19 protein-coding genes are annotated in these 20,727 nt (G+C 66.0%); 7 read left to right on the forward strand and 12 right to left on the reverse strand.

Features of this window, described 5'->3' with window-relative positions:
* Nucleotides 1-18: 18 nt before the first annotated feature.
* From ATF69_RS06615 to ATF69_RS06660, 10 genes are all read right to left on the reverse strand, one after another.
* Entirely contained in the window at nt 19-1,191 is a 1,173-nt protein-coding gene (locus ATF69_RS06615; RefSeq protein ID WP_082522292.1) for an ABC transporter substrate-binding protein, read from the reverse strand.
* A 120-nt stretch (nt 1,192-1,311) separates the two neighbouring features.
* Nucleotides 1,312-2,037 (reverse strand): bifunctional nicotinamidase/pyrazinamidase, encoded by a 726-nt coding sequence (gene pncA, locus ATF69_RS06620; protein WP_056057733.1) that lies wholly within the window; start codon nt 2,035-2,037, stop codon nt 1,312-1,314.
* Between the two features lie 75 nt (nt 2,038-2,112).
* Nucleotides 2,113-2,856: an ABC transporter ATP-binding protein gene (locus tag ATF69_RS06625; RefSeq protein ID WP_056057728.1), complete on the reverse strand. Its 744-nt coding sequence runs from the start codon at nt 2,854-2,856 to the stop codon at nt 2,113-2,115.
* 2 nt (nt 2,857-2,858) lie between these two features.
* Complete coding sequence (locus ATF69_RS06630; protein ID WP_099731555.1) at nt 2,859-3,641, reverse strand: ABC transporter ATP-binding protein; 783 nt, start codon at nt 3,639-3,641, stop codon at nt 2,859-2,861.
* Nucleotides 3,638-5,545: an ABC transporter permease gene (locus ATF69_RS06635; RefSeq protein ID WP_146870265.1), complete on the reverse strand. Its 1,908-nt coding sequence runs from the start codon at nt 5,543-5,545 to the stop codon at nt 3,638-3,640. Before ATF69_RS06635 ends, ATF69_RS06630 begins: the two co-directional genes overlap by 4 nt.
* A 167-nt stretch (nt 5,546-5,712) precedes the next feature.
* A complete protein-coding gene (locus tag ATF69_RS06640) occupies nt 5,713-6,924 on the reverse strand; it encodes an ABC transporter substrate-binding protein (RefSeq protein ID WP_015012054.1) in 1,212 nt (403 codons plus the stop codon).
* Between the two features lie 80 nt (nt 6,925-7,004).
* Nucleotides 7,005-7,589 carry an amino acid synthesis family protein gene (locus ATF69_RS06645; RefSeq protein WP_063461058.1) on the reverse strand — a complete coding sequence of 195 codons (585 nt, stop codon included), beginning with the start codon at nt 7,587-7,589 and terminating at the stop codon, nt 7,005-7,007.
* A 55-nt stretch (nt 7,590-7,644) separates the two neighbouring features.
* Nucleotides 7,645-8,286, reverse strand: coding sequence for an amino acid synthesis family protein (locus tag ATF69_RS06650; protein WP_146870266.1), 642 nt, complete (start codon nt 8,284-8,286; stop codon nt 7,645-7,647).
* Between the two features lie 21 nt (nt 8,287-8,307).
* Nucleotides 8,308-9,228: a UPF0280 family protein gene (locus ATF69_RS06655; protein WP_146870267.1), complete on the reverse strand. Its 921-nt coding sequence runs from the start codon at nt 9,226-9,228 to the stop codon at nt 8,308-8,310.
* Nucleotides 9,229-9,240: 12 nt separating this feature from the next.
* Complete coding sequence (locus ATF69_RS06660) at nt 9,241-10,860, reverse strand: 6-hydroxynicotinate reductase (RefSeq protein WP_146870268.1); 1,620 nt, start codon at nt 10,858-10,860, stop codon at nt 9,241-9,243.
* A 175-nt stretch (nt 10,861-11,035) separates the two neighbouring features.
* Here ATF69_RS06660 and fdxA point away from each other — a divergent pair, with 175 nt between their 5' ends.
* The 4 genes from fdxA (at nt 11,036) to ATF69_RS06680 (ending at nt 14,231) form a co-directional block, all read left to right on the forward strand.
* Nucleotides 11,036-11,365: a ferredoxin FdxA gene (gene fdxA / locus ATF69_RS06665; protein ID WP_056057161.1), complete on the forward strand. Its 330-nt coding sequence runs from the start codon at nt 11,036-11,038 to the stop codon at nt 11,363-11,365.
* A 66-nt stretch (nt 11,366-11,431) separates the two neighbouring features.
* Nucleotides 11,432-12,208, forward strand: a complete 777-nt coding sequence (locus ATF69_RS06670) for a ferredoxin--NADP reductase (RefSeq protein ID WP_056742273.1) — start codon at nt 11,432-11,434, stop codon at nt 12,206-12,208.
* 50 nt (nt 12,209-12,258) lie between these two features.
* Nucleotides 12,259-12,975, forward strand: a complete 717-nt coding sequence (locus ATF69_RS06675; RefSeq protein ID WP_146870269.1) for a TetR/AcrR family transcriptional regulator — start codon at nt 12,259-12,261, stop codon at nt 12,973-12,975.
* A gap of 68 nt (nt 12,976-13,043) precedes the next feature.
* Nucleotides 13,044-14,231: an amidohydrolase family protein gene (locus ATF69_RS06680; RefSeq protein WP_121941659.1), complete on the forward strand. Its 1,188-nt coding sequence runs from the start codon at nt 13,044-13,046 to the stop codon at nt 14,229-14,231.
* Nucleotides 14,232-14,292: 61 nt separating this feature from the next.
* Here the strand turns inward: ATF69_RS06680 and ATF69_RS06685 are convergent, their stop codons facing one another.
* Entirely contained in the window at nt 14,293-15,087 is a 795-nt protein-coding gene (locus ATF69_RS06685; RefSeq protein WP_146870270.1) for an outer membrane lipoprotein, read from the reverse strand.
* Nucleotides 15,088-15,403: 316 nt separating this feature from the next.
* The gene (locus ATF69_RS06690; protein ID WP_109790948.1) at nt 15,404-16,378 is read right to left on the reverse strand and encodes a YihY/virulence factor BrkB family protein; all 975 of its coding nucleotides are present in this window, start codon (nt 16,376-16,378) and stop codon (nt 15,404-15,406) included.
* A 327-nt stretch (nt 16,379-16,705) separates the two neighbouring features.
* On the opposite strand from ATF69_RS06690, the gene ATF69_RS06695 reads away from it, so the two are divergent.
* From ATF69_RS06695 to ATF69_RS06705, 3 genes are all read left to right on the forward strand, one after another.
* The gene (locus ATF69_RS06695; RefSeq protein ID WP_056057149.1) at nt 16,706-17,479 is read left to right on the forward strand and encodes an SDR family oxidoreductase; all 774 of its coding nucleotides are present in this window, start codon (nt 16,706-16,708) and stop codon (nt 17,477-17,479) included.
* Nucleotides 17,480-17,614: 135 nt separating this feature from the next.
* A complete protein-coding gene (locus ATF69_RS06700; protein WP_146870271.1) occupies nt 17,615-19,306 on the forward strand; it encodes a long-chain fatty acid--CoA ligase in 1,692 nt (563 codons plus the stop codon).
* Between the two features lie 105 nt (nt 19,307-19,411).
* Nucleotides 19,412-20,566 (forward strand): serine hydrolase domain-containing protein, encoded by a 1,155-nt coding sequence (locus ATF69_RS06705; RefSeq protein WP_099731563.1) that lies wholly within the window; start codon nt 19,412-19,414, stop codon nt 20,564-20,566.
* Nucleotides 20,567-20,727 lie beyond the last annotated feature (161 nt).

The raw sequence follows: 20,727 nt of genomic DNA on the forward strand, positions 1-20,727 counted from the left end.
TCGGTGGGTTGTTCTCAGTCAACGTCGCAGCGAGCCGCTGCGCGTGTACATCTCCAGGTCCACAAAGTTGGAGCCATTGTGGTTGCCCGGGCCGTACACCAGCGGAAAGTCGCCGATCTTGGTGGTGCCCATGTCTTCCATGGCCTTGATGAAGCCTTCACGCGTGAGCGCTTTGCCTGCGCGCTTGAGGCCCTCCACAAACACACGCGCGGCGATATAGCCCTCCAGCATGGTGTAGCTGTCGATCTTTTCGCCCGCGTCCGCGCGGTCCTTGCGGTAGTCGGCCACGATGGCCAGGCGGCTGGCCTGCGGCGACGGCACGATGCTGGCCGTGACCAGCCCTTCGATGCCGCCGTTCAGGCGCTGGGCAGACCCCGGTGCGTCAGTGATACCCACCGAGATGGTGTACAGCGGCGACGCCGCGCCCGCCGCCCGGTAGTCACGCAGGAACACCTCCACCATCTTGCCCGCCATGATCATCACCACCGCGCCCGGCTGGGCCTTGGTGAGCTGCGCCACCTGGGGCTTGGCGTCGGTGGCGGCGATCTCCATGGGCACGGAATCGACCACCTTGACCTTCAGGCCCTGGGCGATCTGCAGGCAGGTGTCGAGGTTGGATTTGCCAAACGCGCTGTTCTGGTAAATGACGGCGATGTTGTTGATGCCCAGCGTGGCGAGGTGGCCCACGATCTTGCGCAGCTCGGTCTCGTAGCTGGCGCGCACGTGGAACAGGTAGCGGTTGTGTGTGGTGCGAAACGAGGTGGTGCCCACCAGCGGCGCGAACATGGGCACGCCCGCCTTCTCTGCCAGGGGCATGGCGGCGATAAGGTTGCCGGTGGCCACATAGCCGATCAGGGCGAAGACCTTGTCTTCGTCAATGAGCTTGGCCGTGTTCTCGGCGGTCTTCTTGGGCTCGTACGCGTCATCGTGCGACACCAGCTCCAGCGTGCGCCCCTGCACGCCGCCGGTCTTGTTCACCTTGTCGAACGCCAGCGCAATGCCCGCCTTGTAGTCCACCCCGAAATCCTTGGCCGGACCGGTGAACACGGCCGACTGCCCCACCTTGATGCGGGTGTCGGTCACCCCGGTCTCGGCAGCAGCCGGGCCCGCGGCCCCCAGAGCAGCGGCGGCCAGGGCCGTCAGCACCACACGGCGGTCGATGCTGCCCTCCTCCATCCCACGACATTTCATGAAACGCTCCTTACATCAAAGGCGCAAGTTTCCCTGCAAGCGGAGCGGCTGCGCAACCATTTCTGCGGGGTGTTGTGAATCCGTCAAACCCCGGCGCCGAAGCACCGGGGCGGTGCGCCGTCAGGCGACATCGATGTCGCTGGACTGGATGCGTTTGACACCCTTGGCCTTCATGTTTTTCCAGGCCGCGTCGAGCGATCCGTTGAGGTCGATGGCGCGGGTCGCATCTTCGACCACATAGGTTTCGAAGCCCAGGCGTTTGGCGTCGAGCGCCGTCCACGCCACGCAGAAGTCGGTGGCCAGGCCCGTGACAAACACGGTCTTGATGCCACGCTGCTTGAGGTAGCCCGCCAGGCCGGTAGAGGTCTTGCGGTCGGCCTCTTCAAAGGCCGAGTAGCTGTCCACATGCTGGTGAAAGCCCTTGCGCAGGATCACCTGGGCCTTGGGCACCTGGAGGTCCTTGTGCAGGGCGGCATCGTCGGTGCCCTGCACGCAATGGTCGGGCCACAGCACCTGCTGGCCGTAACTCAGCTTGGTGGTTTCAAACGGCTTCTTGCCCGCGTGAGCACTGGCAAAAGAGGCGTGGCCCTGGGTGTGCCAGTCCTGCGTGACCACCACGTTTTCAAACGCTGTGGCAATGCGGTTGATGACGGGCACCACCTCATCCCCCTTGGCCACGGGCAGCGTGCCGCCGGGGACAAAACAGTTCTGCACATCGACCACGATGAGCGCCGCTCGCTCACCGGGTTTGATCTTGCCTGCCGCCCAGCTGGCGGGGAAGCTGGCCCCGGCCACGGTAAGCGCGGCCGATTGAAGAAGAAAGCGACGACGTTGCGCAGTTTGCATGGTGAACACTCCGGTTGGGAACGCACTGACACATCGGCCATGGCCCGGTAAGGCCAGGGCCGGGGAACTTCTGCTTCACACGCTGAGGTAGGCGCGGCGCACCTCTTCGTTGGCGGCCAGCTCTTCCATGCTGGCCTGGTAACGGATCTGGCCCTTTTCGAGCACGTAGGCGCGATCGGAGACCAACTCGGCAAAGTGCATGTTCTGCTCGGACAGCAGGATGCTCACGCCCTGCTCTTTCAGTTCCAGGATCATGTGCGCCATCTGCTCCACGATGACGGGCGCCACACCTTCAGAGGGCTCGTCCAGAAGCACCAGATAGGGGTTGCCCATGAGCGTGCGGGCCACGGTCAGCATTTGCTGTTCGCCACCGCTCATGCGACCGCCCGGGCGCTGGGGCATCTCGCCCAGGTTGGGAAAGAGCTTGAACAGGCGCTCGGGCGTCCACACCGGGGCGGCTGTGCCATCGGGCCAGGTGCGGGCGGGTTGGCGGCCCACTTCCAGGTTCTCCATCACCGTGAGGTCGGTGAACACGCGGCGGTCTTCGGGCACAAAGCCCAGGCCCAGGCGGGCAGCGTCGTGCGGGTCGGTTTTGGACAGGTCCTTGCCCATGAACTGGATACTGCCCTTGCGCTTGGCCAGCATGCCCATCAGCGTCTTGAGCGTGGTGGATTTGCCTGCGCCGTTGCGGCCCATCAGCGCAACCACTTCGCCCCGGCGCACGTCCAGGTCCACGTCGTACAGGATTTGCGCGGCACCGTACCAGGCCTGCAGGCCCTTGGCCTGGAGCAGCAGTTCTTTGGGGTTGTGGGTCGTCATGGTCATGCCGCCTCCGCATTGGCTGCGGCTTTCTTCTCAAACGTCTTGCCGGTGCCGAAGTAGACCTCCTGCACCTTGGGGTGGTCGCGCAGCTCCAGCGGCTTGCCCTCGGCAATCAGCCGCCCGCGCGCCAGCACGATCATGCGGTCCGCATAGGCAAACACCACGTCCATGCTGTGCTCGGTGAAGAGCACGGCCATATTGCGGTCGATCACCAGCTGTTTGGTCAGCGCCATAAGTTCGTTGCGCTCCTTGGGCGCCATGCCGGCGGTGGGCTCGTCCATGAGCAGCAGCTTGGGAGCGTTGGCCATGGCAATCGCCAGCTCCACACGCTTCACATCGCCATAGGCCAGCACGCTGCAGGGCCGATCGGCCTGCGACTTCATGCCCACCTGGTCGAGCAACGCCAAGGCTTCTTCGCGTTTGTGATCGGCAGCCCTGCGCCACATGGAGAACAGCAGGCCGTCGTTGGAGATCAGTGCCATCTGCACGTTCTCCACCACCGTCAGCGATGCAAAGGTTTCGGCGATCTGAAAGGTGCGGCCCACCCCCATGCGCCAGATGTCGCGGGGCTTGCGGCCCACCAGCTCCTGGCCGTTGAGTTGGATGGAGCCCGCATCGGCAGGCAGCTGGCCGTTGACCATGTTGAAGGTGGTGGACTTGCCCGCGCCGTTGGGGCCAATCAGCGCCAGCAGCTCGCCAGCCGCCAGTTCGAAGTGGATGCCATCCACCGCCTTGACGCCGCCAAACGATTTGCCCAGACCGGTGACTTTGAGGAGGCTCATGCTGCGCCCTCCTTGGTGTTCTTGGCGTCGCGCATGTTGTCAAAAATCTGTTTGATGGTGCCAGCGATGCCCTGCGGAAACAGCAGCACCAGGATGAGGATGATGGCGCCCAGCATGGCGCGCCAGTAGTCGGTGTTGCGCGCCACGGTGTCGTGCAGCCAGGTGAAGGTGACCGCACCCACCACGGGGCCCGCCAGCGTCTGGATGCCGCCGAGCAGCACCATCACCAACCCGTCCACCGATTTGCCCACGGCCAGCGACTCCGGCGAAATGCTGCCCTTGGAGAACGCATACAGCGCCCCCGCCAGCCCTGCAGCCGTGCCCGCCACCACAAACGCCGCCCACTGCATGCGCTTGACGTCGATGCCGATGGCGTCGGCGCGCAGCACAGAGTCGCGCCCCGCGCGCAGCGCATAGCCAAACGGCGAGAACAGCACGCGGCGCAGCCACCACACCCCTGCCCCCACCAGTGCCAGCGTGAGCCAGTAATACATGCGCTTGTCTGCCAGCCACGCCGCAGGCCAGACACCGGTCAGGCCGTTGCTGCCACCCGTGAAACTGTCCCACTGGTACGTGATGGCCCAGGTGATCTGGGCGAAGGCCAGCGTCAGCATGGCCAGGTACACACCCGACAGCCGCACTGCGAACCACCCGTAGACAAACGCCCCGGCCGCCGCCACCAGCGGCGCCACCACCAGTGCGACCTCCATCGGTAGCCCGAGCGAGCGCACCAGCAGGGCCGCGCCATAGGCGCCCAGCCCGAAGTAGGCGGCATGGCCGAAGGAGTGCATGCCCGCAGGCCCCATGATGAAGTGAAGGCTGGCCGCAAACAGCGCTGCGATCAGCAGGTCAATCAGCAACACCGTGGTGTACGGCGACTGCGCGGTCAGCAGCGGGGCTGCCGCCAGCAGCAGGCCCAGCACGGCGGCCGCCACCAGGTAGGCCCTGCCAGGCCGACGCAGCGGCTCCTCCTGCATGCCCACGTAGCGGCTGGGCGCCTGCGGCCTGCCGAACAAGCCCCACGGGCGCCAGACCAGCACCACCGCCATCACCAGAAAATCCACCACCAGGGTCAGCTTGGAAAACGACACACTCAGGCCAAACACATCGACCACACCCAGCCAGATGCAGATGGCCTTGATCTCGGAGATCAGCAGAGCGGCGGCGTACGCGCCCGGAATGGAGCCCATGCCACCCACCACTACCACCACGAAGGCGGCACCGATGGTGTGCAGGTCCATCTCCAGCGTCGCGGGCTCACGCGGCAGTTGCAGTGCGCCACCCAGCCCGGCCAGCATCGCGCCCAGCGCAAACACGGCCGTGAACAACCAGGCCTGGTTGACGCCCAGGGCGCTCACCATCTCGCGGTCTTGTGTAGCGGCACGCACCAGCGTGCCAAACCGGGTGCGCGTGAGGAGCAGCCAGACCGCACCCAGCACCAGCGGACCGACCACGATGAGGAACAGGTCGTAGCTGGGAAACTGCCGCCCGAGCAGGCTCACGGAGCCTGAAAGGCCCGGCGCGCGCGGGCCCAGCAGTTCGTCAGGGCCCCAGAGCCACAGCACGGCGTCCTTGATGACCAGCACCAGTGCAAACGTGGCCAGCAGCTGGAACAGCTCGGGCGCCTTGTAGATGCGGCGCAGCAGCACCACCTCGATCAGCGCCCCCAGCACGCCGACGATCAGCGCGGCCAGCGGCAAGGCCACCCAGAAGCCCAGGGCACCGCTCAGGCGCTCGACCAGCGAGTACGCGACGTAGATGCCCACCATGAAGAACGAGCCATGGGCAAAGTTCACGATGCGGGTGACGCCAAAGATCAGCGACAGACCCGCCGCCACAAGGAACAGCGACGACGCGCTCGCCAGCCCGTTGATGAGCTGGACGATGAAACCCGAAAAACTCATGTTCGAAAAACCCTCAAGTCATCACCACCCGTGTTGCGCATCGCTCGCAGCACATGAAAGAAGCCAGGCGCGCCCCCGCCAGCGCCACCAGAAATCCGGCTGTGCCGGACTGCCGGTAGCGTCTGCTGGGACCGAGGCGCGGCAGGCGCCTCAGACCTCAGAGGGAATCAATCAGCGCTTCGTGACTTCTTCACGTCGGCAGCGGACGGCTGGTACTTGGCATCGGCGCCATCCAGGTAGACATAGTCGACCATCACGCCCTTGCCGCCTTCGTTCTTGGTGCGACCGACAAACGCGCCCATGGTGGCCTGATGGTCTTCAGGACGGTAGGTGATCTTGCCGAACGGGGTGTCCACCTGCAGCCCCTTGAAGGCAGCGACCAGCTTGTCGGTGTCGGTGCTCTTGGCCTTGGCAATACCAGCCGCAGCCGACTTGATCATGCTGTAGCCCACCACCGAGCCCAGACGCGGGTAGTCCTTGAACTTGGCCTGGTACGCCTGCTCGAACGCCTTGTGTGCGGGGGTGTTGATGCCGTACCAGGGATAGCCGGTCACCAGCCAGCCGTTGGGGGCCTCGTCTTTCAGGGGGTCCATGTATTCGGGCTCGCCCGTCAACACGCTGACCACCTCGATGCCCTTGAACAGGCCGCGCGTGTTGCCTTCGCGCACGAACTTCGACAGGTCCGCGCCAAACAGCACATTGAAAACGGCGTCGGGCTTGGCATCGGACAGCGCTTGCACGACACTGCCGGCGTCCACCCGGCCCAGTGGCGTGGCTTGCTCGGCCACAAACTCCACGTCGGGCTGGGCGGCCTTGAGCAGTTGCTTGAACGCCGCCACGGCAGACTGCCCGTATTCGTAGTTGGGGTAGACCACGGCCCAGCGCTTTTTCTTCATCTTGGCGGCCTCGGGTACCAGCATGGCGGCCTGCATGTAGGTGCCGGGACGCAGGCGGAAGGTGTACTGGTTGCCACCCTGCCAGGTCATCTTGTCCGTCAGAGGCTCGCCTGCGAGAAAGAAGAACTTCTTCTGCTTGGCAAAGTCGGCCACTGCGAGGCCGGTGTTCGACAGGAAGGTGCCAGCCAGCACATCGACCTTCTCGCGCGACACCAGCTCTTCGGCCACACGAACGGCGTCGCCGGGGTTGGCGTTGTCGTCGCGCGTGATCAGTTCGATCTTCTTGCCATTGACGCCGCCCGCAGCGTTGATCTCATCGACCGCCAGCTCCATGCCCTTCTTGTAGGGCTCCAGGAAAGCGGGCTGCGCCTTGTAGCTGTTGACCTCGCCAATCTTGATCACGCCCTGGGCAAAAACAGGGGCCAGGGTAAGGGCCAATGCAGCCGCAGCCGTGGCACGCATGAGGTTTCGTCGCATCGTCATGGGGAGACTCCTGAAGGATGGTTGGAGAGAGATCGAACGGGGGTGAGACAGGACAGGTGTGTGTTGTACGCGCGCCGGGCTCAGCGCAGGCCGTCAACGCCTTTTATCTCAGAGGCCGTGAGGCCGCCGACACGTGGCAATGGCCGCCCGCTGTCGGTCACGACGACGGCCACCACGATTTCATTGGCCCGCGGTGCATCGGCTACACGGGCTTCCATGGCGTCGAAATGGCTGCGCACGTAAGCCGCATCCTTGTGGCCCAGGGGCACGTCGATGGCCGTGCCGAGGCCGCCCATCTTCTTGCTGGATGGGACCAACGCGGCGCCCTTCTCGACAGCCACACGCAGTGGTGCGCCCAGCTTGGGGTGGAGGATGGCGGCGGCGTGCTCCAGCTCGCCCGCCTCGCCCACGATGGCGGCCTTTCCGTAGCTGTGCGCATCGCCCGGGGCAATGCCCAGGGCCTGCACGCAGCGGGCGCCCAGAAGGCCTCCCAGCTCCTCACCGATGGCGATGAGTTCGTCGAGGTTTTCCACATAACGTCCGGCAAAGGGGTTCTCGATCACGGCCATGGCCAGCGCCTTGCGCACCGGGGGCTGAACGTCACGCCCCATTTCAACGCGGACCTCGTCGGTCTGGACGATGATCTTTCGAATCTTGGCTGGCATTTTTTGGCTCCTTGGGATCTTGTCTTGTTCGATGGTGTGCGGGTCGGCGGGCGGCTCAGCGCAGGCCGTTCCACTGGCTGATGTCTGCCGCCTTGAGCCCTCCGACGCGGGCGTGGATGCGCGGGCCCGTGGTCATGGCAAGTATGAACACGATCTCATCAGCGGATGGCGCGCCGGGAACACGCACTTCGATCGCGTCGAAATGGCTGCGTACGTAGCTGGCGTTGATATGGGTGAGCGGCACATCCAGCGCTGCACCGGGGCCGCCCACTTTCTTGGTGGAGGGCACGATGGACAGCGCATTCGCGGGCTGCCCGGTCTTCTCTTCGGCCTGGCCCTTGGCGTAGGCGTTGCGGTCGCCCTTCCAGCCCAGCAGTTCGCGCATGGCGTAGCCGCCGGGCACATGCCACAGCGCGCCGTGTTCCAGCTCACCCGCCGCGCCCACGATGGCGCCTTTGCCATAGGTCTCGATGCGCTCGGCAGGCACCGCCATGGCCTTCAGGAGGCGCTGGGCCATGTCCAGCCCCACGTCCTGCAGCGCGTCCATCATGGGGAGGATGTCGGGCTCGTACCGCCCCGCAAACGGGTTTGTCAGCACCGCGCCGATGGCACCGCGCAGCAGCGGCACGTCGGCCACCGGCCCGAATTCGTGCCGGATTTCCTCAAGATGGGTGAAAACGCTTCGTATCTGGATCATTCTGGAGACCTGTGCATTTCGTTAAGCAAATACTGAACCAACTTCCGATGCCACCGCCGGATCCCGGGGCCATACCGCATCCGCCAGCGCCTGGGGCGCCGAGGTCGCCACGAACTGCCCCTGGCACGCCAGCAGCGCAAACCACAGCAGGCCGCTGGACTGCAATTCTTGCGCTTTTTGCAGCCCCTGGTGCAATGCCCGGGCCACCAGCTCCCTGGGCAAGGCAGGGACATCCACGGTGACAGGAATGGCCCCCAGGTCACTGTCGTCCCGCACCTGCCACGCGGGCCTGCGCACAATCCGCGCATCGGCCACATCCACCGCGTTGGCCACGATGGTTGCGGCCGTATCGGCCTGCGCCGCCGAACGCGCCAGCACCGTGACGCTGTCCGCAATGCCCAGCGACTGGCTGCGCCCGCGCCACCCACTGGTGGCCACACCGCGCACCGGCATGTCGCTGTCGATGCGGATCTGCCCATCCAGCACCAAGCCGTTGCGCATCTGTGCAGCGTTGAGTGCAGCGATATCAGCGTACACCCCCACCGTGACCGACTGGCCCGGCGCCAGGTGCAGCGCAATGTCGCCCCCATTGTTGACCCAGGCCCGGTCTATGCCCTGCTGGTCGTAGCACGCCAGAATTTCCTGGGCCACCGCACCCGCCACCGCAGCCATCGACGTGATGAAGCCTGCGCGGTAGGGGCTGCAGGCCGCCCACATGCGACGCGCCACCACGCCCTGCAAAGTGCAGTGCGCACCCACCGGCGCCCGCAGGCCAGGGAGTTCACTCACCAGCTCCTGCAGCAGCCCTTCAAAACGTTGCCAGGCGCGCTCGTGCGCGTGGGCCACGGCGTCGCGCGCCCCTTCGGCCTGAAGGATGAGGTCCATCGGGCCATGCTGGAAATGCCAGCGGCCGTCGGAAAGGAGTTTGCGGCAAGCGTTCACAGCGCGGCTCACTCAGCCTAGCAGGGGTGGGCGGCCCAGCGGCCACGGATTGGCCGCGGGCAAGGTCTGCCACACGCGCGCCTGCGGCGCCCCGTCGTTGTGCCACGCACCGCGCTCCAGCACTTCGCGCAGGCTGCGAATTTGTTCGGTGTGCCCGCCCAGCGCTTCGTAGTCCGCGCGGCGCATGCTGAACTCGATGGGTGCCACGATGGCGGGCGTGGGCACGGTGCCAAAGCTGTTGTCCGGCATGCGCAGCACGTCGGCCATCACGGTGATACCGCCGCCCGGCCATACATAGGCAGGGGCACCGCCACAGGTCACGTTGACCAGCGCGTTTTTGATGGAGCGCGTGAGCAGCACCGGGTTCTCGGTGACCCCCGCGCGCAGGCTGCCGCCGGCTCCGCCAAGGAACAGCACAGACGCCAGCGAGGGCTCGCAGTTTTCGCCGATGCGGTCCACGATGCGGCGCACCTCGGCCGGCATTTCGGCTTCGACCGGATGGAGTTGCTCGTCCAGCACGTACCAGGAGGCATGCTCCCCGGTGGTGGAGGTCATCAACAAGCGCAGCCCCGGCCAGGCCACGGATTCGTCCCAGCCCTCGATGATGGACAGCGGGTCGGCAATGTCGGTGCCGCCCCAGCCGGTGCCCGGGTTGGCCACCTGAAAGTAACGGCCCGGTGTGGACTTGCGCCCGCGCATCTGAATGCCCGAAGGCTTCATGTCGAGGCAACGGCCCGCCTGGTGCTCGGTGAGCACGCCGGTGATGTGGTCGTCCACCACCACCACCTCGTCCGCATGGCCGAAGAACTGGCGCGCAAAGATGCCAATGGCCGCCGAGCCGCAGCCCACGCGCATGCGCTGCTCGGCCACACCGTTGACGATGGGCGCACGCCCCGCCTGGATCACGAGCTGCGAGCCGCCGTCGATGGTGAACTCCACCGCCTGCTTGTTGCCCAGCGCCTGCATCATCTCGGCGGTGATGCGGCCTTCCTTCTTGGTGCCACCCGTGAGGTGGTGCACGCCGCCCAGCGACAGCATCTGCGAGCCGTATTCGGCCGTGGTCACATGGCCCACCACCTCGCCCTTGCAGCGCACGTTGGCCTGCTCCGAGCCGAGGAAGCGGTCGGTATCGATCTTCACCTTGAAGCTGCAGTAGCTGAAGATGCCCTCAGTGACCACGGTGACCATGTCCGCGCCATCGGTTTTGGAGCCCACGATGAAGGGCGCGGGCTTGTAGTCAGGGTAGGTGGTGGATGAGCCCACGCCTGTCACGAACACTTCTTCCGACAGCAGCAGATCGCCGTTCCATGCGGGTTCAGGAGCCACTTCGGTCCCAGCATCTTCTGCAGCCTCAGCGCGGCCCGCAAATGGCACCAGCGTGGCCTCACCCGCCTCCAGCGTCTTGCGCAGCAACACCACCGGGTCCAGCCGCACCAGCACGCCCGCCTGGTTGGCGTAGCGGTCGCAAGCGCCTGCGCGGCCTTCGGAAATCTGGCACAGCACCGGACACGCATTGCACTCGACCTTGGCGGCGTTCATGCGCTCGTTGCGCGGCCGGGCGCGCTCCAGCACCTGCGGCAACTCTGGCGCATCCATACCCGGCAGCCCATCGGTCTTGGTGTGTTCAGTCATCGTGGCGACCCATTCATTGCTTTGTTGCAAGCGCTTGTACACGCATTGCATTTTGTGTAGCATTCACTTAACTTAAATGTTGTGAACACTACATTCGATGTCAATGTAGCGGAATCGATCAGACTCTGCAATGGTGTTTTTGCGCCCCCAAAAATGGTGCATGAGGAGCCCCAAAATGACGCACGTTGTGACAGACGCCTGCATTCGGTGCAAGTACACCGACTGCGTCGATGTGTGCCCTGTCGATTGCTTCAAGGAAGGGCCGGAATACCTGGTCATTGACCCGGACGAATGCATCGACTGCGCGGTGTGCATTCCGGAGTGCCCGGCCAACGCCATCTATGCCGAAGACGACCTGCCCGAGGGCATGGAAATCTTCCTGCAGTTCAACAAAAAGCTGGCGCCCACGCTCCCCACAATCACCAAAAGAAAAGCGGCTTTGCCAGATGCGGAACAATGGAGGGTTGTGAGCCACAAGCTTTCAGGCCTGAACATTGCGCTGTAGAGCGCATGGGGCCCTGCTCTTCAGCCAAATTCCTTATTTGCTTCCAACTTTTCCATCTAACGCACCATGAGCGCCTTTCTTGACGAACGCGTCCTGACGGTCCACCACTGGACGGACCGCCTTTTCTCCTTCACCACCACGCGCGACACCGCGCTGCGCTTCTCCAACGGCCATTTCACGATGATTGGCCTGCGCGGCGAAAACGGCAAACCCCTGCTGCGCGCCTACAGCATCGTGAGCCCCAACTACGAAGAGCACCTGGAGTTCCTCTCCATCAAGGTGCCCGACGGCCCGCTGACCTCGCGCCTGCAGCACATCAAGGTGGGCGACACCATCGTGGTCGGCAAGAAGCCCACAGGCACCCTGCTGATCGACTACCTGCTGCCCGCCAAGCGGCTGTACATGCTCTCCACCGGCACGGGCGTGGCCCCGTTCCTGAGCTTGATCCGCGACCCCGAGACTTATGAGAAGTTCGAGGAAGTCATCCTGGTGCACGGCGTGCGCGAGGTGAAGGAGCTGGCCTACCACGACTACATCACGCAGGAGCTGCCACAACACGAGTTCCTGGGCGAGATGGTCACCAAGCAGCTCAAGTACTACCCCACCGTGACGCGCGAGCCTTTCAAGCACCAGGGCCGTGTGACCACCGTGATCGAAAACGGCCAGATGGCCCGCGACCTGGGCCTGCCCGCACTCAACCCCACCGAAGATCGCGTGATGATCTGCGGCAGCCCCGAAATGCTGCGCGACCTCAAGCACATGATGGAAGAGCGTGGCTTCAAGGAAGGCAACACCACGAAGCCCGGCGACTTCGTGATCGAGCGCGCGTTCGCAGAGCAGTGATCCCCCGGCGGCCCCCTTACCGGGGCCCGCCTCATCCACCAGGACCCGCCATGTCTGCCACTCCCACCAAGACCCGGACCGCGTCCCCCCGCGCAGCCTCTGCCCGCAAGACGGGCGTGCGCGAGCAGGCCGCACAGACCACGCGCGACAACATCCTGAAGGCGGCGACCAAGGTGTTCGCCCGCTACGGCTACGAAGGCGGCAGCGTGGAGAAGATCTCCAAGGCGGCCAAGTCCTTCGACCGGATGATCTATTACTACTTCGGCAGCAAGGAAGGCCTGTTCATCGAAGTGCTGGAGGAAACCTACCGGCGCATGAACGACGCGGAATCCAAACTGGACCTGGACACCGCCAAGCCGGTCGAGGCGCTGCATGCGGTGATCCGCTTTGTGGTGGGCTACTACCGCGAGAACCCCGAGTTCATCACGCTGCTCAACACCGAGAACCTGCACAAGGGCAAGCACATCTCCAAGTCGATGCGCGCCCGCGAATACTCGTCACCCGCCATCGAGGTGATCCGCCGCGTGCTGGAGAGCGGCCAGGCGCAAGGGCTGTTCCGCAAGGACGTGTCGGCGCGCGACGTGTACCTGCTGATCGCCGCCACGGGCTACTTCTACATGTCCAACCGGCACACGCTGTCGGCCTTTCTGGGCGAAGACCTGGAGACGCCCGACGCGCTGGCGCACTGGGAATCGTTTGTCATCGACAGCGTGCTGCGCACCGTGGCACCCGGCCCCAGCCTGCCCAAGGGCAGGGCAGCGGCCTGAATCAACAAGAGATTTTTCCCTGCGGGGTGCCGCGTGGTGCCCCGCCCACCACCCCACGAGGAGAATCCATGGCAGAAGCAGCAGCAGGCGGCAAATCGGGCAAGGTCGTCATCCAGAACATCGGTCTTTTGTTGTCGGGCGACCTGGACCACCCCATCCTCGACGCCGACACCATCGTGGTGAATGACGGCCTCATCGTGGCCGTGGGCCGCTACAAGGACTGCGATACCGACCACGCCAACACCGTGATCGACGCACGCCAGACCTGTGTGGCGCCGGGCCTGATCGACAGCCATGTGCACCCCGTGTTTGGCGACTGGACGCCGCGCCAGAACCAGATCGGCTGGATCGACTCGACCATGAACGGCGGCGTGACCACCATGGTCTCGGCCGGTGAAGTGCACCTGCCCGGCCGGCCCAAGGACATCGTGGGCCTGAAGGCGCTGGCCATCACCGCGCAGCGCTCGTTCGACAACTTCCGCCCCGGCGGCGTGAAGGTGATTGCAGGCGCCCCGGTGATCGAGAAAGGCATGACCGAGCAGGACTTCAAGGACCTCGCCGACGCCGGCGTGACCCTGCTGGGTGAAGTGGGCCTGGGCTCCGTCAAGGCGGGCTACGAAGCCCAGCAGATGGTGGCCTGGGCGCGCAAGCACGGCATCCAGAGCACCATCCATACGGGCGGCCCGTCCATCCCGGGCTCGGGCCTGATCGACAAGGACGTGGTGCTGGAGGCTGATGCCGACGTGATCGGCCACATCAACGGCGGCCACACCTCGCTGCCCTGGAAGCATGTGTGCGAGCTGTGCGAGAAGTCGTCCCGCGCGATCGAGCTGGTGCACAACGGCAACGAGAAAATCGCCATCCAGGCCGCGCGGGCGGCCATCGAGCTCAAGTGCCCGCACCGCGTGATTTTGGGCACAGACGGTCCGGCCGGCTCGGGCGTGCAGCCGCTGGGCATGCTGCGCATGATTGCGCTGATCTCCAGCTTTGCCGACATCCCCGCCGAACTGGTGTTCTGCTTTGCCACGGGCAACACGGCGCGCATCCGCAACCTGAACTGCGGCCTGATCGAGGTGGGCCGCGCGGCCGACTTCGTCTTCATGGACCGCGCCCAGCACACCGCCGGTGCCACGCTACTGGAGAGCGTGCAGCTGGGCGACATCCCGGGCATTGGCATGGTGATGATCGACGGCCTGGTGCGCTGCGGGCGCAGCCGCAATACGCCGCCTGCCACTGAAATCCCTGTGGTGCTGTAGCCCGCGCCGCACACAAAAAGCAAAGCCCGCTTTCGCGGGCTTTGCTTTTTCCCTACCTGACTCAGTAGGTGTCCGACACCCGCACCGCACCTGGCTGGGGCTGTGGCTGCGCATAGGGGTCTGCCGCCCGGGCCGAGCCGCCCTGATCCACGCGGAAGCCCTTGCCCTGCAGTACCACGGGCGTGCCCACTGCCGTGGGTTCTGCGCGCTGGAAGTGGCGCAGCGAGCCGTCTTCCATGCGCACCGCCACCTGGTACACCGTGTGGGTGCGGGTGCGCTCCTCGACCTTGTGGCCCACATAACCACCGCCCACGGCACCTAGCACGGTGGCAGCGGTGCGGCCGCTGCCCTTGCCGATCTGGTTGCCCACCACGGCGCCCAGCACACCGCCGGCCACGGCGCCCACGCCCGTGGCGGGGGCAGCTTGTTGAACCGCCTGCACCGATTCGACACGGCCGCAGCTGCGGCACACGGGGGCTGCCGCACGCACAGGCTGGGCAGCGCCCCCGGGGGCCATGCCACCCGCCATGTCACCGGACCGGCCTGCGCTGCCGCCGGACTGCGGACGGTAGTTTGCTCCGCTATTCATAGCATTCTGGGCGGGTACAACCGGCGCTTGGGCTCGTTTTTCTTCAATGATTTCGGATTCGGGCGTGCGGGGGGCCGCCGCCAGGGTGGCGGGGGCTGTCGCATCGGCTGCTGCCGAGGGCGTACGGTTTTGCATCACCAGGGTGGCGCCCAAGGCCAGCACGCTCACGCCCAGCGCGCCAATGGCCGCCCACATCCATTTCAGGGCTGGTCCGGCGGGGGCTGCTGCGGGTACGGGCGAGGCAGGAGAAGAAACAGTCAGGTTCATGGTCATGTCCTTGTTCATGTCGGAGAAATCCGCACAGGGCGGCAGGTAGATGTGCGCTGCACGCCCGCTACGGAATGGGGCCGTGGTGTTTCAACGGCCTGGATGGTGCAAAGGTACACAGCGGGGGGCGCTGCGGTGTGGCCGGTTTGTAAGCGGCAGTAAGCAGCGGTAAACCAGCTTGGCCAGCACTTGCGGCGCCAGGCCCCGCATATAGGCCCTGCCCGCACGGCCCGGCAGCGCAACGGGCACCATCGCAGCGGCCCGAACGATCCGGGCGCCGCGCTGGCCCCAGCTTGTTGTGCGCTGTTGCCAACATTTACAGCTCCTGCACCCGCGCGCGGGCCGCAGCCGTCCATCGGGCCCAGCCCACCGGCCGGCGTGGCCCGGGGTGCAAGGCCTGCTCCAGCGCCTGCGCACAGCTGGCAGAAAACAGCAGGATGGCCGATGAAAAATAGATCCACATGAGCAGCACCACCAGCGAGCCCGCCGCACCATAGGCCGACACCACGGCTGCTGTGGACAGGTACCACGCCAGCAGCTGCTTGCCCACCGTGAACAGCGTGGCCCCCACCACAGCGCCCATCACCAGGTAGCGCAGCGATGGCTTGGGGCCCGCGCCGATGCGCATGAGCCCCACAAACAGGGCCACCGCAAACCCGAAGGCAATGGCTTCGTTGACGACCTGCAGCAACGGTGCCAGGGGCGCCAAGGTGGGCAGGTGTGCCACGGTCAGCCGCTCTCCCGCCCAGCCCGCCAACAGGTGGATCAGCGTGGACAGCGCCAGCGACACCATGAGCAAAAAGCCCAGCGCCAGCACATAGGCCAGCCCCCGCAGCCGCAGCGACGCCATGCGCCACCACGCGGCCCGCTGGGGCGGGGTGTAGCCATCCCGGCGCCACAGCCGCTCCAGCGCCGACTGCAACTCCACAAACACGCCGGTGGCGCCCGAGACCAGCACCACAAACCCGATGGCCGATGCCAGTCGCCCCTCGGACGGGGCCTGGGCGCTGGCCATGGCCTGGCGCACCACATCGGCCACCTGCTGGCCCATCACCGACTGCACCTGGGCGACCAGGCTGCTCTCCAGGTAGCTGCGGTCCACCCACCAGCCCAGCACGCCCACCAACAGCAGCAGCAGGGGCGCCAGGCTGAGCATGCCGTAGAACGACATGGCCGCGCTCATGCGCAGCCCATCGGCGTCCAGCCACATCTGCGCGGCGCGCCAGAACGGCTGCACCAGGCGCCACAGGGGCAACAGGGGCTGGGCGATGCGGGCAAGCGAAGTCGCCATCAGGGACGGAGGGGGCGCGGTCATCCCCGCGAGCGTAAGGCCTGGCGGCGGCCCCATCCATCCGCCACAGCCGCGAGGCGGGGTAGGCGCTGTCCCACACGCACCGTGCCGGATGCATCGCACAGAGTTTCAAAGGTGACAGCACCGGTTTTACACGGTGCCTGGGCAGGGCTAGCATGGGTCGCTGTCGGTTGACTCGACCGCCATTGACACAGCGGCCACCGCCGCCCCAGCCTCACCTCCTCCCCCCCCTGCGGGCCACAAGCCGTCGGGCCGGTCTTGGCATTCATTCACCTTCACCCCTCTCTGCACGAAAGCGTTTTTTCCATGAGCGTCAAGCAACTCTTCGATCTCACCGGCCAGGTCGCCCTGGTCACCGGCGGCTCGCGCGGCCTGGGCCTGCAGATGGCCGAGGCCCTGGGCGAAATGGGCGCCAAACTCGCCATCACCGCGCGCAAGGCCGATGAGCTGGCCGAGGCCAAGAAGCACCTGGAAGGCATGGGCTACGAGGTGCTGACCGTGGTGAACGACCTGCAAAAGACCGAGGACATCCCCGGCCTGGTGGACCAGGTGGTCGAGCGCTTTGGCACCATCGACATCCTGGTCAACAACGCCGGCGCCACCTGGGGTGCCAAGGCCGAGGACTACCCAGACGCCGCCTGGCACAAGGTGATGGACCTGAACGTGAGCGCGCCGTTCTTCCTGTCGCGCGAAGTGGGCAAGCGCTGCATGATCCCGCGCGGCAAGGGCTCGATCATCGTCACGGCCTCGGTGGCCGCGCTCAAGGGCACGCCCCCGGGCATGAACACCATTGCCTACAACACCTCCAAGGCCGCCGCGCTGCACTTTGCGCGCACGCTGGCGTCCGAATGGGGGCACTACGGCGTTCGCGTCAATGCGATCTGCCCCGGCTTCTTCCCGAGCAAGATGGCCAGCGGCCTGATTGAAAAGCTGGGCCCTGCGATGATCGAGCGCACGCCCCTGCGCCGCATTGGCGGCGAAGAGGACCTCAAGGGCGCGGTGGTGTTCCTGGCGTCCAATGCCTCGCGGCACATCACGGGTGAAAGCATCGTGGTGGACGGTGGCGCCAGTTTGATTTGAGACACCCCCCTAAGCCGCTGCGCGGCTTCCCCCCGCTCTCGCTGCGCTGCGCTTGCTTGGCGTCCCGCGCCTGGGCCGCGCCAGTTGCATCGCGCTATGCCCGAATCCGACCCACTGAGAAGATAGGCCCACCCCATGTCCGACCGCCACCTCGCCCATTGGCCGCCCGGCCTGTCGCGCCACCTCACGCTGCCGCAGACCCATCTGTTCCACAACGCCGAGGTGTCGGCCGCGCGTTACCCGGACAAGCCTTTTCTGGTGTTCTACGACACGCTGGTGACCTTCCGGCAGTTCCAGCAGCAGGCGGAGCACATTGCGGGCTTCTTGCAGCAGGTGTGTGGCGTGAAGGCGGGCGACCGCGTGCTGCTGTACATGCAGAACAGCCCGCAGTGGATCCTGGCGTTCTACGGCATCCTGCGCGCCAACGCGGTGGTGGTGCCGGTGAACCCCATGAACCGCACCGACGAGCTGCGCCACTATGTGCACGACAGCGGTGCCACCGTGGCCTTTGTGCCGCAGGACCTGCATGCGCAGGCCCAGCCGTTGGTGGATGTGGCGGGGGGCGAAGGCAAGCTGAAGCACCTCATCGTGGCCGCCTACAGCGACTACCTGCAGGTGCCCACCGACCTGCAGGTACCCGCGTTCGTCTCCGCTTCGCGCCAGACCATTGATGCGCCGGGCGTCACGCTGTGGAGCGACATGCTGGCGCAGCAGCACACCCCGGGCCCCATCACCACCGGGCCCGACGACCTGTGCGTGATGCCCTACACCTCGGGCACCACGGGCCACCCCAAGGGCTGCATGCACACGCACCGCAGCGCCATGAGCACACTGGTGGGCGGCGTGCAGTGGTTTGCGCGCACGCAGGATTCAACCTACCTCGCGGTGCTGCCGCTGTTCCACGTCACCGGCCTGTCGGGCAGCATGAACGGGCCGCTGTTTGTGGGCGCCACCGTGGTCGTGCTGCCGCGCTGGGACCGTGACGCGGCCGCCCAGCTCATCCAGCGCTACCGAGTCACCATCTGGCAGGCCATCTCGACCATGGTGGTGGACTTTCTGGCCAATCCGCGCATTGCCGACTACGACATCAGCAGCATCCAGGCCATACGCGGCGGCGGCGCGGCCATGCCCAAGGCCGTGGCGCAGCAGCTGAAGGACCTGACCGGACTGGACTACGTGGAGGGCTACGGCATGTCTGAAACCATGGCCGCTACCCACATCAACCCGCCGCACCGCCCCAAGCCGCAGTGCCTGGGCATCCCGGTGTTTGACGTGGATGCGCGCGTGGTGGACCCGGCCACGTTCGCCGAACTGCCACCGGGCGAGATTGGCGAGATCGTGGTGCACGGCCCGCAGGTCATGCTGGGCTACTGGAACAACCCGCAGGCCACGGCCGACAGCTTTATCACGCTGGACGGCAAGCGTTTTCTGCGCACGGGCGACCTGGCGCAGGTGGACGAGGACGGTTACTTCTTCATGGTGGACCGGCTCAAACGCATGATCAACGCCTCGGGCTTCAAGGTCTGGCCCGCCGAGGTCGAGGCCATGATGTACGCCCACCCTGCGATCCAGGAGGTGTGCGTGATCGCCGCCCACGACGAGCGCCGGGGCGAGACGGTGAAGGCCCTGGTCGTGCTGCGCGACGCCTTCAAGGGCCAGGTGAGCGAGCAGTCCATCATCGACTGGAGCCACGAACACATGGCCGCCTACAAAAGCCCGCGCATCGTCCAGCTGGTGGACAGCCTGCCCAAGTCCGGCACGGGCAAGGTGCAATGGCGCGAGCTGCAAGAGCAGGAACGCAGCCGTGCCGCTGGCACGGCGTCCTGAGCCCCATTAACGGCCTACCCCATACGCTCTTTTTTTGATAGCTGCCAGCGCAATATGCACTAGCGCTACCGGCCCAAATTGCCTCAAAACCCGCCTCCATCTGCCATGAACCCCTCTGCCATCGCCCGCCTGCGCTCCGTGCTGCAAACCCATGTGGACCAGGGCCTGCTACCCGGTGCCGTGGCCCTGGTCCATCACCAGGGCCACACCGTGCTGCACACGGCGGTGGGCCACCAGCGCCCGCCCAGCGCCGAGTCGGCGGTGCCCGCGATGGCGCCCGACACGGTGTTCCGCATCTACTCCATGACCAAGCCCATCGCCTCGCTGGTGGCGATGATGCTCATGGAAGAAGGCCGCCTGCTGCTGTCGCACCCCGTGTCGCACTACCTGCCCGCGTTTGCTGGCCAGCGCGTGTACGACGAAACCACCGGCACCACCGCCCCCGTGCAGCGCGAGGCCACGGTGCACGACCTGCTGCGCCACACCGCCGGCCTGAGCTACGCGTGGGAGGCTGGTACGGTGCCCGACGCCTACCGCGCCGCCCGCGTCGGCTCGCGCCGCCATAGCAATGCGGATCTGGTCGCGGCGCTGGGCCCCCTGCCCCTGGTCCACCAGCCCGGCACCCGCTGGGAATACAGCCGCGCCACCGACGTGCTGGGCGCGGTGCTGGAGGTGATTGAGGGCGAAAGCCTGGGCGCCATCCTGCAGCGCCGCGTGTTTGGCCCGCTGGGCATGCACGACACGGGCTTTTCGGTGCCTCCCGCGCAGCAGCACCGCTTGGCCGAGGCCTTTGAGCGCGACCCGCAGACCGGCATCGGCATGCCACTGATCGACGTGACCGCGCCGCCCGTGTTCGAATCGGCCGGTGGCGGGCTGGTGTCCACCGCCAGCGACTACGCGCGCTTCTTGCAGCTCATGCTGGGCCGGGGCACCGCCCCCGGGCCCGATTGCCCGGTGCGCTTGCTGGGCCGCGCCACGGTGGACTTCATGACCGCCGACCACCTGGGCGCCCTGCCCGTGGCGGGTGACATCCTGCCCACCGGCTACGGCTTTGGCCTGGGCGTGGCCGTGCGCACCGCCACCGGCCAGGCCACGCGCCCCGGATCGGCCGGGCACTACAGCTGGAGCGGCCTGGGCGGCACCTTCTTTTTTGTGGACCCCGCGGAAGACCTGTTCGCCATCCTGCTCACGCAGGCGCCCGGCCAGCTGCGGTACCTGTGCGAGCTGTACCCGGCGCTGGTGTATGCCGCTCTTCAATAAGACACCCCCCTGAGGAGCTTTGCTCCTTCACCCCCGCTCTCGCGCTGCGCGCGGGCATGGGGACAACGCCCTCGCTGCGGGGCGGCCCTTGCTCGGCGTCTCTGGCGGGGGGAGCGCCAGTTCCAACCGCTGCGCATGGCAACAGAGGTCCCGGCTTACAC

It is taken from the genome of Acidovorax delafieldii (genome assembly GCF_007993815.1).
In the GTDB taxonomy this organism is placed as follows: domain Bacteria; phylum Pseudomonadota; class Gammaproteobacteria; order Burkholderiales; family Burkholderiaceae_C; genus Acidovorax; species Acidovorax delafieldii.